At 66.2% G+C, this 16072-nt stretch carries 11 protein-coding genes; all 11 read left to right on the top strand.

The window, feature by feature from the left end; genetic code table 11:
- The first annotated feature begins 11 nt into the window (after nucleotides 1–11).
- The 11 genes from ugpC to urtE all read left to right on the top strand — a co-directional run bounded on the left by ugpC (nucleotide 12) and on the right by urtE (nucleotide 15927).
- Nucleotides 12–1178 carry a sn-glycerol-3-phosphate ABC transporter ATP-binding protein UgpC gene (ugpC, locus tag QZ497_RS04015; protein ID WP_295471270.1) on the top strand — a complete coding sequence of 389 codons (1167 nt, stop codon included), beginning with the start codon at nucleotides 12–14 and terminating at the stop codon, nucleotides 1176–1178.
- Nucleotides 1179–1345: 167 nt separating this feature from the next.
- Nucleotides 1346–2635 (top strand): carbohydrate porin, encoded by a 1290-nt coding sequence (locus tag QZ497_RS04010; RefSeq protein WP_295471577.1) that lies wholly within the window; start codon nucleotides 1346–1348, stop codon nucleotides 2633–2635.
- A 100-nt stretch (nucleotides 2636–2735) separates the two neighbouring features.
- Nucleotides 2736–3587, top strand: coding sequence for a D-hexose-6-phosphate mutarotase (locus tag QZ497_RS04005; RefSeq protein ID WP_295471268.1), 852 nt, complete (start codon nucleotides 2736–2738; stop codon nucleotides 3585–3587).
- 451 nt (nucleotides 3588–4038) lie between these two features.
- Nucleotides 4039–5841: an allophanate hydrolase gene (gene atzF / locus QZ497_RS04000; RefSeq protein WP_295471267.1), complete on the top strand. Its 1803-nt coding sequence runs from the start codon at nucleotides 4039–4041 to the stop codon at nucleotides 5839–5841.
- A 19-nt stretch (nucleotides 5842–5860) separates the two neighbouring features.
- The gene (gene uca, locus QZ497_RS03995) at nucleotides 5861–9487 is read left to right on the top strand and encodes an urea carboxylase (protein WP_295471265.1); all 3627 of its coding nucleotides are present in this window, start codon (nucleotides 5861–5863) and stop codon (nucleotides 9485–9487) included.
- A 1-nt stretch (nucleotide 9488) separates the two neighbouring features.
- Nucleotides 9489–10211, top strand: a complete 723-nt coding sequence (locus QZ497_RS03990) for a GntR family transcriptional regulator (RefSeq protein ID WP_295471264.1) — start codon at nucleotides 9489–9491, stop codon at nucleotides 10209–10211.
- Between the two features lie 73 nt (nucleotides 10212–10284).
- The gene (urtA, locus tag QZ497_RS03985; protein WP_295471262.1) at nucleotides 10285–11550 is read left to right on the top strand and encodes an urea ABC transporter substrate-binding protein; all 1266 of its coding nucleotides are present in this window, start codon (nucleotides 10285–10287) and stop codon (nucleotides 11548–11550) included.
- A 70-nt stretch (nucleotides 11551–11620) separates the two neighbouring features.
- Complete coding sequence (gene urtB, locus QZ497_RS03980) at nucleotides 11621–13198, top strand: urea ABC transporter permease subunit UrtB (RefSeq protein WP_295471260.1); 1578 nt, start codon at nucleotides 11621–11623, stop codon at nucleotides 13196–13198.
- The gene (gene urtC / locus QZ497_RS03975) at nucleotides 13198–14277 is read left to right on the top strand and encodes an urea ABC transporter permease subunit UrtC (RefSeq protein WP_295471259.1); all 1080 of its coding nucleotides are present in this window, start codon (nucleotides 13198–13200) and stop codon (nucleotides 14275–14277) included. The genes urtB and urtC overlap by 1 nt, the downstream gene beginning before the upstream one ends.
- Complete coding sequence (gene urtD / locus QZ497_RS03970; protein WP_295471257.1) at nucleotides 14274–15134, top strand: urea ABC transporter ATP-binding protein UrtD; 861 nt, start codon at nucleotides 14274–14276, stop codon at nucleotides 15132–15134. The genes urtC and urtD overlap by 4 nt, the downstream gene beginning before the upstream one ends.
- 94 nt (nucleotides 15135–15228) lie before the next feature.
- A complete protein-coding gene (urtE, locus tag QZ497_RS03965; RefSeq protein WP_295471256.1) occupies nucleotides 15229–15927 on the top strand; it encodes an urea ABC transporter ATP-binding subunit UrtE in 699 nt (232 codons plus the stop codon).
- Nucleotides 15928–16072: the final 145 nt, after the last annotated feature.

Here is a 16072-nt window from a genome sequence, read left to right as displayed (position 1 = left end):
AAGGTTTAAGCATGGCGACTCTCGAACTGCGAAACGTAAACAAGAGCTACGGCAGCGGCTTGCCGGATACCCTGAAAAACATCGAACTGAAGATCAAGGACGGCGAGTTCCTCATCCTGGTCGGGCCTTCGGGCTGCGGTAAGTCGACCCTGATGAACTGCATCGCCGGCCTGGAAAGCATCACCGGCGGGGCGATCCTCATTGACGGCCAGGACGTCAGCAGCACCAGCCCCAAGGATCGCGACATCGCCATGGTGTTCCAGTCCTACGCGCTGTACCCGACCATGAGCGTGCGCGAGAACATCGAGTTCGGCCTGAAGATCCGCAAGCTGCCCAAGGCCGAGATCGACGAGGAAGTGGCGCGGGTGGCGCGGCTGCTGCAGATCGAGCACCTGCTCGAACGCAAGCCGGCGCAGCTATCCGGTGGTCAGCAACAGCGTGTGGCGATGGGCCGGGCGCTGGCGCGGCGGCCGAAGATCTACCTGTTCGACGAACCGCTGTCGAACCTCGACGCCAAGTTGCGCGTCGAGATGCGCACCGAAATGAAACTGATGCACCAGCGCCTGAAGACCACCACGGTGTACGTCACCCACGACCAGATCGAGGCCATGACCCTGGGCGACAAGGTGGCGGTGATGAAGGACGGCATCGTCCAGCAGTTCGGTACGCCGCGGGAGATCTACAACGACCCGGCCAACCAGTTCGTCGCCAGCTTCATCGGTTCGCCACCGATGAACTTCATTCCCCTGCGCCTGCAACGTCGCGATGGCCGCCTGCTGGCGCTGCTCGACAGCGGCCAGGCGCGCTGCGAGCTGCCGTTGGGGATGAACGATGCGGGGCTGGAAGACCGTGACGTGATCCTGGGCATTCGCCCCGAGCAGATCGGCCTGGCCAGCGGCGATGGCCAGGGCCAGGGCCTGCCCAGTGTGCGCGCCGAGGTGCAGGTGGTGGAGCCCACCGGGCCGGACACCCTGGTGTTCGTCAACCTCAACCAGACCAAGGTCTGCTGCCGCCTGGCGCCGGACCAGGCACCGCAGGTGGGCGAAAGCCTGACCCTGCAGTTCGATCCGGCCCGGGTGCTGCTGTTCGATGCGGCCACCGGTGAGCGCCTCGGCGTGCTGGGCCGTGCCGCCGGGGCCGAGCGCGGCGGCAACGTCACACAGTTGAGCCGCAAGTGATCCTCCGCGGCTGGCCGGGCTGCCAGCAGCCAGCCGTGGTTGCAACCAAAGGAAGTCGCAAGACCCAAAGCAATAACAATAAATCGAGGACCAGAACAATGAGCAACAGCAAAGCGCAATCGCGTCCACGCCTGAACTGGGCGCACAAGCTGTCGGTGGTCGGGGCCATGGCCCTGGCCGGCAGCGCCCAGGCGGCCGACGCCTTCAGTGCCGATTCGCCCTGGATGACCGGTGACTGGGGTGGGACGCGCACCGAGCTGCTGGACAAAGGCTATGACTTCTCCCTGGAGTACGTTGGCGAAGCGGCGAGCAACCTCGATGGCGGCTACAACGACAACACCACGGCACGCTACAGCGACCAGTTCGCCTTCGGCCTGAAGGTCGACCTGCAGAAAGCCTTCGGCTGGCACGACGCCGAGTTCAAGCTGGCGATCACCGAACGCAGCGGGCGCAACATTTCCAACGACCGCATCGGCGACCCGCGTGCCGGTACGCTCAGCTCCTCTCAGGAGGTCTGGGGCCGTGGCCAGACCTGGCGCCTGACCCAGATGTGGATCAAGCAGAAGTACTTCGACGGTGCCCTGGACCTCAAATTCGGTCGCTACGGACCGGGTGAGGACTTCGCCTCCTTCCCTTGCGACTTCCAGAACCTGACCCTGTGCGGCGCACAGACCGCCAACTACGTGAACACCTGGTACAACTGGCCGGTCAGCCAGTGGGGTGGGCGGGTCAAGTACAACCTGACCCCTGAGGTCTATGCGCAGGTCGGCGTGTTCGAGCAGAACCCCTCCAACCTGGAAATCGGCAACGGCTTCAAGCTCAGCGGCAGCGGCACCAAGGGTGCGTTGATCCCGGTCGAGTTGGTGTGGACGCCCAAGGTCAATGCGCTGCCCGGTGAATACCGTGTCGGTTACTACTACAGCACGCCGAAGGCTGACGATGTCTTCGAGGGCGCCGATGGCCGTCCGCAGCCGGTGTCGGGCGGCGACTTCAAGACCCATGGCAGCAAGCACGGTTTCTGGGTCGCAGGCCAGCAGCAGCTGACCACCCACAACGGCGATGCGTCGCGGGGCCTGAGCGTGTTTGCCACGGTCACCATCCACGACAAGGACACCAACTACATCGACAACTTCCAGAACCTCGGCCTGGTCTACAAGGGCCCGTTCGATTCGCGGCCCAAGGATGACATCGGCATCGGCGTGGCGCGCATCCACGTCAACGATGACGCCCAGGATCGTCGCCGTCTGGTCAACCAGCTCAGCGGCATCAGCGACTACGACAACCCTGGCTTCCTGCCGGTGCAGGACACCGAGTACAACTCCGAGATCTACTACGGCTTCCATGTCACCAACTGGCTGACCGTGCGTCCCAACCTGCAGTACATCCGCCATCCGGGCGGTGTGGACAAGGTGGACGATGCGCTGGTCGCGGGCCTGAAGATCCAGTCCAAGTTCTAAACGCGTTCGTGTGTGCTTGCGGGCAGCCTGGCTGCCCGCTTTTTTTGTGCGGGTGACGGCCCATGGCCGGCGCTCGCGGTGAACCGATCGGGACAGGGCGATGGACGAACATCCTTTGCAGCGATTCTTCAGCGCACGCCGGCCGCGTGCGACGTTCGAGTGGGAGCGCTACCAGGCCCATGAGGTGCTGCTGATCGATCACCCGCGTTGTCAGGCGGCGTTCAGCCGCCAGGGCGCGCAATTGGTGCATTTCCAGCCCCGCGATCAGAAGCCCTGGTTGTGGTGCGCCACGCACTGGCCGGCGGTGGGGGCGATTCGTGGTGGCGTGCCAGTGTGCTGGCCGTGGCATGGCCGGCACCCGGAGGAGAGCGGCTGGCCGGCGCATGGCTGGGCCCGGCTGCTGAACTGGAAACTGCTCGACAGCCAGGCCGAGGAGCACGGCGTACGCCTGCACTGGCGCCTGCAACTGTGGGACTGGCAGGCGGATCTGCATGCCGAGCTGGGCGACACCCTGCGCCTGGACCTGAGCACCCGGCACCAGGACAGCGAGCCGTGTCATTTCAGCCAGGCCTTGCATGCCTATTGGCGCATCAGCGATGTCAACGAAGTGGCCCTGCAGGGCCTGGATGGCGCGCCCGGTTATGACCAGTTGCGTCGCCAGAGCTGTCGGCAGAGCGGCGAACTGCGCGTTCAGGGCGCCTGCGAGCAGGTCTTCGAGCACGAAGGTCGTGTGCGCCTGCAGGACCCGGGCTGGCAGCGCGGGCTGAATATCGATGTCGACGACAGCCCCAAAACGGCCGTGTGGCACCCTGGCAAGCGGCCTTTGCTGGGCCTGGGCGGCAACGAGGTGCAAGGCTTCGTACGCGTCGAAGCGGCCGGCAGCCACGGTCCGCGGCAAGGTCTGCAACCGGGCGAACAGGCTCGCTTGAGCCTGCAGGCCAGCCTGGCCTGAGCCCGTTATGAACGGACCGTGCCTTGTCCGGCTGAAGCGGCTTGCGCCGCGAAAAGCTTCCCGGCTGAAGCCGGTCCCACCGGCCACTGCCCGGCACCGCGTGCCTCTGCGAAATTGTGTTCACCCGGCAGAAGCGGCTTCAGCCGCGAAAAGCTTCCCGGCTGAAGCCGGTCCCACCGGTCACTGCCCGGCACCGCGTGCCTCTACTAAATCGCGTTCAACCGGTAGGCGCGGCTTCAGCCGCGTACAGGTTCTCATCGGGTCAGGCCAGGGCGGCTGTTGCACCGCATTCAGGCGTGCTGCGCGAAAAGCGTGCGCCATCGAGGCTGCGACAAGGGGGCGAAAAGCCCGCGAAAATTCGCTAAATATATGAATTTATTAGGTAAATGAATTCTGGCATTGCCCTTGCTCTGTCGATTCCAAACTTGGATACAAGATGGAATCTCAGTGTATGTCCCCAGCACCTGTCGCCTGCACCCTTGCTGACTGGCAAGGTTTCTACCGTAACGCTCAACAGCCCCGTGAGCTGCTCCATGCCCTGCTGGGCAGCCTGAGCCAGGACGATGCCGCCTGGATCACCCTGGCCAGCCCGGCGCTGCTGGAGGCCCAGCTCGATGCCTTGCAGGCACGCCTGGACGCGGCGGGTGGCAACCTGGACAGCCTGCCGCTGTACGGCGTGCCGTTCGCCATCAAGGACAACATCGACGCCGCCGGCTGGCCGACCACTGCGGCCTGCGAGGCCTTCGCCTACATGGCCGAAGCCGATGCCACCGTGGTGCAGCGCCTGCGCGCCGCCGGTGCGGTGCTGATCGGCAAGACCAACCTCGACCAGTTCGCCACCGGCCTGGTCGGCACCCGTTCGCCGTTCGGTGCCGTACCCAACAGCTTCAATCCCGACTACGTCAGCGGCGGCTCCAGCTCGGGTTCGGCCAGCGTCGTAGCGCGCGGCCTGGTGCCGTTTTCACTGGGCACCGACACCGCCGGGTCCGGACGCGTGCCGGCCGGCTTCAACAACATCGTCGGCCTCAAGCCGACCAAGGGCTGGCTGCCCAACACCGGCCTGGTGCCGGCCTGCCGCTCGGTGGACTGCATCTCGGTGTTCGCCCTGAGCGTCGACGACGCCGAAGCGGTGGCCAAGCTCGCCGGCGGCTATGACGCCGCCGACCCCTACAGCCGTCAGAACCCATACCGCGCGCCGGTGGCCATTGGCGCCGCACCGCGCCTGGCGGTGCCCGACAGCCTGGAGTTCTGCGCCGATGAGCAGACCCAGGCCGTCTTCGAACAGGCCCTCAAGGACCTGCAGGCCCTGGGCGCGCAGCTGGAAACCATCGACTTCAGCCCGTTCCGCACCCTGGCCGAGCAGCTTTACCAGGGCCCTTGGGTGGCCGAGCGTACCGTGGCGGTCGAGGGCGTCGACCCCGAGACCATGGACCCGGTGGTGCGCGGCATCGTCGAGGGCGGCAAGCGCTACAGCGCCTGCGATGCCTACAAGGCCGAATACCTGCGCGCCGAGCTGTCGCGCCAGATCAACGACAGCCTGGCCGGCTTCGATGCCCTGGTGGTGCCGACCTCGCCGACCATCCGGCGCATCAGTGAAATGGCCCGGGAGCCAGTGCTGTTCAACAGCCAGTTCGGCACCTACACCAACTTCACCAACCTGGCCGATCTCTCGGCCCTGGCCGTACCGGCCGGCCTGCGTGGCGACGGCCTGCCGGCCGGCATCACCTTCCTCGCGCCGGCCTGGCACGACCTGGCCCTGGCCAGCCTGGGCAAGCGCTGGCAGCAATCGCTGGACCTGACCCTGGGCACCACCGGGCGCCGCCTGCCGGCTCCGGCACCTGTGGTGCAGGCGCCGGGCAGCGTGCGGGTGGCGGTGGTTGGTGCGCACCTGACCGGCATGCCGCTGAACTTCCAGCTCACCAGCCGCGATGCGGTGCTGGTGGAGCAGACCCTCACCGCCAGCGATTACCGCCTCTACGCGCTGCCCGGTACCGTGCCGCCCAAGCCGGGCCTGGCGCGCAGCCAGGAGGGCAGCGCGATCATCGTCGAGTTGTGGGACATCCCGCTGGCGCGCTTCGGCGAATTCGTCGCGGAAATCCCGCCACCGCTGGGCATCGGCAACCTGCAGCTGGCCGACGGCCGCTGGGTCAAGGGCTTCATCTGCGAGCCGCTGGCGATCCAGGGTGCCCGTGACATCACCGCTTTCGGCGGCTGGCGCGCCTTCATCGCCAGTCTGTCTGCCACCGCCTCGTAACGCGCACAAGGAGCCCGTCATGTTCGATACCGTACTGATCGCCAACCGCGGTGAAATCGCCGTACGCGCCATTCGCACGCTCAAGCGCCTGGGCGTACGCAGCGTCGCGGTGTACTCCGACGCCGACCGCAATGCCCAGCATGTGCGCGATGCCGATGTGGCCATTGCCTTGGGCGGTGACAAGCCGGCCGACAGCTACCTGCGCACCGACAAGATCCTGGCTGCCGCTCGGGAAACCGGTGCCCAGGCGATCTATCCGGGCTATGGCTTCCTGTCCGAGAGCGCCGAGTTCGCCGAGGCCTGTGAACAGGCCAGTATCGCCTTCGTCGGCCCGACCCCAGGGCAGATCCGTGAGTTCGGCCTCAAGCACCGTGCCCGTGAGCTGGCCGCCGAGGCGGGCGTGCCCATGGCCCCCGGCACCGGCCTGTTGCAGAGCCTGGAAGAAGCCGTCGAGGCGGCGGCCGCCATCGGCTACCCGGTCATGCTCAAGACCACCGCCGGTGGTGGCGGTATCGGCCTGACCCGCTGCGCCGACGAACCATCGCTGCGCAGCGCCTATGAAAGCGTCAAGCGCATGGGCGAGCAGTTCTTCAGCGACGCCGGGGTGTTTCTCGAACGTTTCGTCGACCAGGCGCGCCATGTCGAAGTGCAGATCTTCGGCGACGGCCAGGGCCGTGTCGTGGCACTGGGCGAGCGCGACTGCTCGCTGCAGCGGCGCAACCAGAAAGTGGTCGAGGAAACTCCGGCGCCGAACCTGCCGCAGGCCACCCGCGAACGCCTGCATGCCGCAGCGGTGCAACTGGGCCAGTCGGTGAGCTACCGCAGCGCCGGCACCGTGGAGTTCATCTACGACGCCGCCCGCGACGATTTCTACTTCCTCGAAGTGAATACCCGCCTGCAGGTCGAGCACCCGGTCACCGAGATGGTCACCGGCCTGGACCTGATCGAATGCATGCTGCAGGTGGCAGCCAGCATGACGCCGGACTGGCCGGCCCTGGAGCGCGCGCCGCAGGGTGCGGCCATCGAAGTACGCCTGTACGCCGAAGACCCGCTGAAGAACTTCCTGCCCAGCCCCGGTGTACTCACCGATGTGTATTTCCCTGACGACGTACGCGTGGATGGTTGGGTCAGCACCGGCAGCGAAGTGTCGGCCTTCTACGACCCGATGATCGCCAAGCTGATCGTGCATGGCCGCGACCGCGCCGAGGCCATCGAGCGTATGCGCGCCGCCCTGGCCGCCACGCGCCTGCACGGCATCACCAGCAACCTCGACTACCTGCGCCAGGTGGTGGCCGACGAGCGCTTCGCCCGTGGCCAGGTGTGGACCCGGCTGCTCGATGACTTCGCCTTCCAGGCCAGCGTCATCGAGGTGCTGGAGCCGGGCACCTATTCCAGCGTGCAGGACGCACCGGGCCGCCTCGGCTACTGGGACATCGGCGTGCCGCCGTCCGGGCCGATGGACGAATATGCTTTCCGCCTGGCCAACCGCATCGTCGGCAACCATGCCAGTGCCGCCGGCCTGGAGTTCACCCTGCAGGGCCCGAGCCTGCGCTTTCACTGTGATGCACTGATCGCCCTGACCGGTGCCGATTGCCCGGCCGAGCTGGATGGCCAGGCCATCGACTACTGGCAGCCGGTGGCGGTACGCGCCGGCCAGGTGCTGCGCCTGGGCCGTGCGCGCAGTGGCTGCCGTACCTACATGGCGGTGCGCAATGGCCTGGACGTGCCGCTGTATCTGGGCAGCCGTTCGACCTTTGCCCTCGGCCAGTTCGGCGGGCATGCCGGGCGCATCCTGCGTACCTCCGACATGCTCGCGGTGTCGCAACCGGCGTTGCCGGCCTGCACCACACCCGCGCCAGTCAGCGTGCCGCAGGCGGTACACCCGGAGCTGATCCCCCGCTACGGCACCACTTGGGACATCGGCGTGCTCTACGGCCCGCACGGTGCTCCGGATTTCTTCACCCGCGAAGCCATCGAGCAGTTCTTCGCTGCCGAATGGGAGGTGCATTACAACTCCAACCGCCTGGGTGTGCGGCTGTCCGGCCCCAAGCCGAGCTGGACCCGTGCCGACGGTGGTGAGGCCGGTCTGCATCCGTCCAACGTGCACGACTGCGAATACGCCATCGGTGCGATCAACTTCACCGGCGACTTCCCGGTCATCCTCACCAAGGACGGCCCGAGCCTGGGCGGTTTCGTCTGCCCGGTGACCATCGCCAAGGCCGAGCTGTGGAAGGTCGGCCAGGTCAAGCCGGGCGACCGCCTGCGCTTTCACCCGATCAGCTTCCAGCAGGCGCAGAGTCTGGAGCAGGCGCAGCTGGGCTGCATCGAAAGCCTGGCGCCGATCAGTGCGCTGCCGCTGCCGGCCCCGGCTCTGGCGCCTGCCGGCACCGCGTCGGCAACCATCCTGGCCGAGCTGCCGGCCGCAGGCAGCCGCCCACGGGTGGTCTATCGCCAGGCCGGCGATGCCTACATCCTTCTCGAATACGGCGACAACGTGCTCGACCTGGCCCTGCGCCTGCGCGTGCACCTGCTGATGGAGGCGCTGAAGGCCGAGCCGCTGCGCGGCCTCGAAGAACTGGCGCCGGGCGTGCGTTCCCTGCAACTGCGCTACGACAGCCGCGTGCTGCATCAGCAGGCGCTGGTCGAGCACCTGCTGGCGTTGGAGTCGCGCCTGGGCGATGTCGCCGGGCTGAAGATTCCCACGCGCATCATTCATCTGCCGATGGCCTTCGAAGACAGCGCCACCCTCGGCGCGGTGCAGCGTTACCGCGAGACGGTGCGCAGCGAAGCGCCATGGCTGCCGAACAACGTGGACTTCCTGCAGCGCATCAACGGCCTCGACGACCGCGAACAGGTACGCCAGATCCTCTTCGATGCCAGCTACCTGATCCTCGGCCTGGGTGACGTCTACCTCGATGCACCCTGCGCGGTGCCGGTGGACCCGCGTCATCGCCTGCTCAGCTCCAAGTACAACCCGGCGCGCACCTACACCGCCGAAGGTACGGTGGGCATCGGCGGCATGTACATGTGCATCTACGGCATGGACTCGCCCGGTGGTTACCAGCTGGTCGGTCGCACCCTGCCGATCTGGAACAAGTACGTGAAGAACCCGCAGTTCGCCAATGGCCAGCCCTGGCTGCTGCACTTCTTCGACCAGGTGCGCTTCTACCCGGTCAGCGAGGCCGAGCTGGACGCGTTCCGCGAGGCGTTCCGCGAAGGGCGTGCCGAAGTGCGCATCGAGCACTCCGAGTTCGATTTCGCCGCCTACCAGGCGTTTCTGGCTGACAACGCCGAAAGCATCGCGGCCTTTCAGGCGCGCCAGAAGGCGGCGTTCGACAGCGAAGTGCAACTGTGGCGGGACGATGAGCCCGAGGCACCCAAGGCCGCTGCTGCGCAGGAAGACGCCGCCGACCTGGAAGGCCACCTGGTCAGCGCCGAGATGTGCGGCAGCGTGTGGAAGGTGCTGGTCGAGCCTGGCCAGCGCGTCGAGGCCGGGACGCCGCTGCTGGTGGTCGAGGCGATGAAGATGGAACTGTCGGTGGTCGCGCCGGTGGCCGGAGTGGTCAAGTCGGTGCGTTGCCAGCCCGGCAAGGCGGTGACGCCGGGCGATGCCCTGTTGCTGCTCGACCCGGAAGAGGCCGCCTGAGATGCAACTGCTCGGCCCGGCGCCGCGTGGCAAGGAGCGCCCTGAAAGCCTTGCCGAGCGCATCTATGCGCAGCTCAAGGATGACATCTTCGAGTTTCGCCTGTTGCCGGGCGACCGCTTCTCCGAAAGCGAGATCGCCGTGCGCATGTCGGCCAGCCGCACCCCGGTGCGTCTGGCGCTGTATCGCCTGGAACGCGAAGGCTACCTGGAGGTGTATTTCCGCAGTGGCTGGCAAGTACGGCCGTTCGATTTCCAGCACTTCGAAGAGCTGTACGACGTGCGTGTGGTGCTGGAGATGGAAGCGGTCAAGCGCCTCTGCGAATGGCCCGATACCTGTTGGCCCGAGGCCCTGCAGCAACTGGTGCAGACCTGGCAGGTGGCGCCCGCGGCGCGCCTGCAGGACGGTGCCGAGGTGTCGCGGCTGGACGAACGCTTCCATTGCCAGCTGCTGGAGGCGGCGGGCAATCGCGAGATGGCCCGCCTGCACGCCGAGGTCAGTGAAAAGATCCGCATCATCCGGCGCCTGGATTTCACCCGCCAGCCGCGCATCGAACTCACCTACGAGGAGCATGCGCGAATTCTGGAGGCGATCCTGCGTCGGCGCTGTGAGCAAGCCCAGTCGTTATTGAAGGCCCACATAGAGGTCAGCAAGGCCGAAGTCCGCAAGGTCACCCTGCACATGCTGCACAACGCCCGGCAACGGGCGCTGGCCGGGCAGGGCTGAAGGGGAGGACTGTTTCGATGCTGCCGCCCAACCGTCACGCGTTAACAATCGAATCTGTCAATGGAGAGTTCCTATGCGCCGTCGTAGCCTGATCAAGGCCTTCACCCTGTCCGCTTCCATCGCCGCCATGGGCATGAGCTGGACCATCCAGGCCGCCGACACCATCAAGGTCGGTATTTTGCACTCGCTGTCCGGCACCATGGCCATCTCCGAGACCTCGCTCAAGGACATGGCGCTGATGACCATCGACGAAATCAACGCCAAGGGCGGCGTCAACGGCAAGCAGCTGGAGCCGGTGGTGGTCGACCCGGCTTCCAACTGGCCGCTGTTCGCGGAAAAGGGCCGGCAGCTGCTGACCCAGGACAAGGTCGCTGTGGTGTTCGGCTGCTGGACCTCGGTGTCGCGCAAGTCGGTGCTGCCGGTGTTCGAGGAGCTCAATGGCCTGCTGTTCTACCCGGTGCAGTACGAAGGTGAAGAGATGTCGCCGAACGTGTTCTACACCGGTGCGGCGCCGAACCAGCAGGCGATTCCGGCGGTGGAATACCTGATGAGCGAGGACGGCGGTGCGGCCAAGCGCTTCTTCCTGCTGGGCACCGATTACGTCTACCCGCGCACCACCAACAAGATTCTGCGCGCCTTCCTGCACAGCAAAGGCGTGAAGGACAGCGACATCGAAGAGGTCTACACGCCGTTCGGCCACAGCGACTACCAGACCATCGTCGCCAACATCAAGAAGTTCTCCGCCGGCGGCAAGACCGCAGTGATCTCCACCGTCAACGGCGATTCCAACGTGCCGTTCTACAAGGAGCTGGCCAACCAGGGCCTGAAAGCCACCGACGTACCGGTGGTGGCCTTCTCGGTGGGTGAGGAAGAACTGCGCGGCATCGACACCAAGCCGCTGGTCGGTCACCTGGCCGCCTGGAACTACTTCCAGTCGGTGGATAACCCGGTCAACAAGAAGTTCGTGGCCGACTGGAAAGCCTACGCCAAGAAGAAAAACCTGCCGGGTGCCGACAAGGCAGTGACCAACGACCCGATGGAAGCCACCTACGTGGGCATCCACATGTGGGCCCAGGCGGTGGAGAAGGCCAAGTCCACCGATGTCGACAAGGTCCGCGAGGCCATGGCCGGGCAGACCTTCGCTGCGCCGTCGGGCTTCACCCTGACCATGGACAAGACCAACCACCACCTGCACAAGCCGGTGATGATCGGCGAGGTCGAGGACAACGGCCAGTTCAACGTGGTCTGGCAGACCAAGGAGCCGATCCGCGCCCAGCCGTGGAGCCCGTACATCCCGGGTAACGACAAGAAGCCGGACCATCCGGTGAAGAGCAACTGAGGCCGTTTCCTTTTTTACCCTTATGGCTGTGGGAGCGAGCGTGCTCGCTTTCACGGCTCAGGTCATTGCCATGCCCAATTCCCTATTGCGTCTGCTCCTGATCCTGGCCTTGCTGCTGCCTGCGCTGGCGCGGGCCAGCGATGCCGGTGATTTCGTCGCCGGCAATTCCACGCAGCAGGCCGACCTGCTGGAAAACTGGGCCGCCAACCCGGTGGCCGAGCGCCTGCCCCTGCTCGAGGCCTTGCGCGATGGCCGTGTCGCGGTCGACGACTGCAAGCGGGCCTATATCGAAAGTGGCGAACGCTACGTCGCCGTGGAGGCCGATGCGTCGGCCGCTGCCACGGATGAACTGCGCAAATTGCGCCTGAACAACCGCCTGCGCGGCCTGGTGGACACCGCGCTGGCCACTCATCAGCTTACTGCCGCCGATGCCAGCCTACGCCTGGCCGCCGCGCAGCTGCTGCAACGCACTGCGCGCCCGGCGCTGCTGGGCGTGATCAGCCATCAGGTCGCCAGCGAACAGGACAGCCAGGTGCGCGACGCTCTGCGGCTGGCGCAGGCCAACCTGCAGTTGACCGACGGCAGCCCGAGCGTGCGCCTGGCCGCCGTGCGCCTGCTTGGTGAAACCGGTGACCCGCTGGCCCGCACACGCCTGGAGACGCTGCTGGAGCCGGGCGTGGAGCCCGATGCCACGGTGCGCATCGCCGCACAGACCAGCCTGGCGCAGGTCAAGCGCAAGCTGCTGATCGGCGACCTGCTCGGCCAGGCGTTCTCTGGCCTGTCGCTGGGTTCGATCCTGCTGCTCGCCGCCCTGGGCCTGGCCATCACCTTCGGTCTGCTGGGGGTCATCAACATGGCCCACGGCGAGATGCTCATGCTCGGCGCCTACACCACTTACGTGGTGCAGTTGTTGTTCCAGCGCTATGCACCGGGTGCTCTGGAGTTCTACCCGCTGGCCGCGCTGCCGCTGGCTTTCCTGACCACCGCGCTGATAGGCATGGCCCTGGAGCGCACGGTGATCCGCCACCTGTATGGCCGGCCACTGGAAACCCTGCTGGCCACCTGGGGTATCAGCCTGATGCTGATCCAGGCGGTGCGCCTGATCTTCGGTGCGCAGAACGTCGAGGTCGCCAACCCCGGCTGGCTGTCCGGGGGTGTGCAGGTGCTGCCGAACCTGGTGCTGCCGTACAACCGCATCGTGATCATCGGCTTCGCGCTGTTCGTGGTGGCACTGACCTGGCTGCTGCTCAACCGCACGCGCCTGGGTCTGAACGTGCGCGCCGTGACCCAGAACCGCAACATGGCCGCCTGCTGCGGCGTGCCCACCGGGCGTGTCGACATGCTCGCCTTCGGCCTGGGCTCGGGCATCGCCGGCCTGGGCGGTGTGGCCCTCAGCCAGATCGGCAACGTCGGCCCGGACCTGGGCCAGGGCTACATCATCGACTCGTTCCTGGTGGTGGTGCTTGGCGGTGTCGGGCAGCTGGCCGGCAGCGTCCTGGCGGCGTTCGGCCTGGGCGTGGCCAACAAGGTACTCGAACCACAGATCGGCGCGGTGCTGGGCAAGATCCTGATCCTGGCGCTGATCATTCTGTTTATCCAGAAACGCCCCCAAGGGCTCTTCGCACTCAAGGGTAGGGTGATCGACTGATGAACCAGCCATTGATGATGACCGCCGTACAAAAGGCCGGCCCGCGGCTGTCCGTGGCCGTGGGCGCGATGGTGCTGGCCGTGCTGCTGGCCATGCCGCTGCTCTCGCTGCTGCCTGCCGACAGCCCGTTGCAGGTGTCGGCCTACACCCTGACCCTGGTGGGCAAGATTCTCTGCTACGCCATCGTCGCCCTGGCGCTGGACCTGGTGTGGGGCTACGCCGGCCTGCTGTCGCTGGGCCATGGCCTGTTCTTCGCGCTGGGCGGCTACGCCATGGGCATGTACCTGATGCGCGAAGCCGCCGGTGACGGCCTGCCGGCGTTCATGACCTTCCTGTCGTGGACCGAGCTGCCGTGGTACTGGGCTGGCACCGAGCATTTCCTTTGGGCGCTGTGCCTGGTGGTGCTGGCGCCGGGACTGCTGGCCCTGGTGTTCGGTTTCTTCGCCTTCCGCTCGCGAATCAAGGGCGTGTATTTCTCGATCATGACCCAGGCCCTGACCTTCGCCGGCATGTTGCTGTTCTTCCGTAACGAGACCGGTTTCGGCGGTAACAACGGCTTCACCAACTTCCGCAGCATTCTGGGCTTCTCGATCAGCGCGCCAGGCACCCGGGCGGTGCTGTTCCTGGCCACGGTACTGCTGTTGGTGGCCAGCCTGTACCTGGGCTGGCGCCTGGCGCGCAGCAAGTTCGGCCGGGTGCTGACCGCGCTGCGCGATGCCGAGAACCGCCTGATGTTCTGCGGCTACGACCCGCGCGGCTTCAAGCTGTTCGTCTGGGTGCTCAGTGCGGTGCTGTGCGGCCTGGCCGGTGCGCTGTACGTGCCGCAGGTGGGCATCATCAACCCCAGCGAGATGTCGCCGACCAACTCCATCGAGGCCGCCGTCTGGGTCGCCCTGGGTGGTCGCGGCACGCTGATCGGCCCGTTGCTCGGCGCCGGGGTGGTCAACGGCATGAAGAGCTGGTTCACCGTGGCCTTTCCCGAGTACTGGCTGTTCTTCCTCGGCGCGCTGTTCATCGTCGTGACCCTGTACCTGCCCAAAGGCGTGATCGGCCTGCTGCACAGAAGGAGTGAACCATGAGAACCCAGCCCAGCCCGGCCTACATGCCCAACCCGGTGCTGCCGCCGAACGCCGACGCCGGCACCAGCCGTGAATCCCTGGGGCTTGGCGGGCGCGCCGGCCAGGGTCTGGACACCCGCCACGGGACCATCCTGACCCTGGAAGACATCAGCGTCAGCTTCGATGGCTTCAAGGCGCTCAACGACCTGAACCTGTACATCGGCGTCGGAGAGCTGCGCTGCATCATCGGCCCCAACGGCGCCGGCAAGACCACTCTGATGGACGTGATCACCGGCAAGACCCGGCCCACCGAAGGCGCGGCCTGGTTCGGTGAGACCCTCGACCTGACGCGCATGAGCGAGGTGCAGATCGCTCAGGCCGGCATCGGTCGCAAGTTCCAGAAGCCCACGGTGTTCGAAGCGCTGAGCGTGTTCGAAAACCTCGAACTGGCGCTCAAGACCGACAAGTCGGTGTGGGCCAGCCTGCGCGCGCGGCTTGGCGGCGAACAGCAGGCGCGTATCGACGAGGTGCTGCAGACCATTCGCCTGGAGCCCTCGCGGCATCGGCCGGCCGGGCTGCTGTCGCACGGCCAGAAGCAGTTTCTGGAGATCGGCATGCTGTTGGTTCAGGAACCGCAACTGTTGCTGCTCGACGAGCCGGTGGCGGGCATGACCGATGCCGAAACCGAATTCACCGCCGAGCTGTTCAAGGGCCTGGCCGGCAAGCATTCGCTGATGGTGGTGGAGCACGACATGGGCTTCGTCGGCGCGATCGCCGACCACGTCACCGTGCTGCACCAGGGCAGCGTCCTGGCCGAGGGCTCGCTGGCCGACGTGCAGGCCGATGAGCGGGTGATCGAGGTTTATCTGGGGCGCTAGCGCCAGCTGCAAGCGACACGTTACAAGCTGCAAGCTCAGAGCGCGTGCGGGTCGGGCCGCTTGAAGCTTGAGGCTTCACTTCCGAGGGTTTCACATGCTCCACGTAAGCGATTTGCACCAGTACTACGGCGGCAGCCACATCCTGCGCGGGCTGTCGTTCCAGGCCCGGGTCGGCGAAGTGACCTGCCTGCTGGGCCGCAACGGCGTCGGCAAGACCACCCTGCTCAAGGTGCTCATGGGGCTGCTGCCGGCCCGCGAGGGCTCGGTGCAATGGGAAGGGCAGGGCATCAATGGCTTCAAGCCGCACCAGCGGGTCCAGGCAGGCATTGCCTACGTGCCCCAGGGCCGGGAGATCTTCGCTCGCCTGACCGTCGAAGAGAACCTGCTGATGGGCCTGTCGCGTTTTCCGGCGGCCGAGGCCCGCGAGGTGCCCACATTCATCTACGAACTCTTCCCGGTGCTGCTGCAGATGAAGCACCGCCGTGGCGGCGACCTGTCGGGCGGCCAGCAACAGCAACTGGCGATCGGCCGCGCCCTGGCCAGCCGCCCGCGCCTGCTGATCCTCGACGAGCCCACCGAGGGCATCCAGCCGTCGGTGATCAAGGAAATTGGCGCGGTGATCAAGCGCCTGGCGGCGCAGGGCGACATGGCGATTCTGCTGGTCGAGCAGTTCTACGACTTCGCCGCCGAACTGGCCGACCAGTACCTGGTCATGTCGCGCGGCGAGATCGTCCAGCAGGGGCGTGGCAGCGACATGGAGGCCGACGGCGTGCGCGGCCTGGTGACCATCTGAAGCCGGGAGGCCTCTCTTGCTCAGTTAGACCGGGTAGGAGCGGCTTCAGCCGCGAAGCGAGCGCATGTTCACAGCAGATGCAGTGAATTTCCTCGCGCTTTCGCGGCTAAAGCCGCTCCCACCGGGCCACATGCCGCTTAATCGA

The sequence above is a fragment of the uncultured Pseudomonas sp. genome (genome assembly GCF_913777995.1).
In the GTDB taxonomy this organism is placed as follows: Bacteria; Pseudomonadota; Gammaproteobacteria; order Pseudomonadales; family Pseudomonadaceae; genus Aquipseudomonas.
The sequence above is the reverse complement of the archived record's forward strand: the minus strand, read 5'-3'. Positions and strand labels throughout refer to the sequence as shown.

Bases quoted from the DNA above. Each gene is read 5' to 3' on its own strand.
- QZ497_RS03990 (WP_295471264.1), top strand. From the start codon at position 9,489: ATGCAACTGCTCGGCCCGGCGCCGCGTGGCAAGGAGCGCCCTGAAAGC.
- urtB (WP_295471260.1), top strand. From the start codon at position 11,621: ATGCCCAATTCCCTATTGCGTCTGCTCCTGATCCTGGCCTTGCTGCTG.
- urtA (WP_295471262.1), top strand. From the start codon at position 10,285: ATGCGCCGTCGTAGCCTGATCAAGGCCTTCACCCTGTCCGCTTCCATC.
- urtE (WP_295471256.1), top strand. From the start codon at position 15,229: ATGCTCCACGTAAGCGATTTGCACCAGTACTACGGCGGCAGCCACATC.
- urtD (WP_295471257.1), top strand. From the start codon at position 14,274: ATGAGAACCCAGCCCAGCCCGGCCTACATGCCCAACCCGGTGCTGCCG.
- urtC (WP_295471259.1), top strand. From the start codon at position 13,198: ATGAACCAGCCATTGATGATGACCGCCGTACAAAAGGCCGGCCCGCGG.
- ugpC (WP_295471270.1), top strand. From the start codon at position 12: ATGGCGACTCTCGAACTGCGAAACGTAAACAAGAGCTACGGCAGCGGC.
- QZ497_RS04010 (WP_295471577.1), top strand. From the start codon at position 1,346: ATGGCCCTGGCCGGCAGCGCCCAGGCGGCCGACGCCTTCAGTGCCGAT.
- uca (WP_295471265.1), top strand. From the start codon at position 5,861: ATGTTCGATACCGTACTGATCGCCAACCGCGGTGAAATCGCCGTACGC.
- QZ497_RS04005 (WP_295471268.1), top strand. From the start codon at position 2,736: ATGGACGAACATCCTTTGCAGCGATTCTTCAGCGCACGCCGGCCGCGT.
- atzF (WP_295471267.1), top strand. From the start codon at position 4,039: ATGTCCCCAGCACCTGTCGCCTGCACCCTTGCTGACTGGCAAGGTTTC.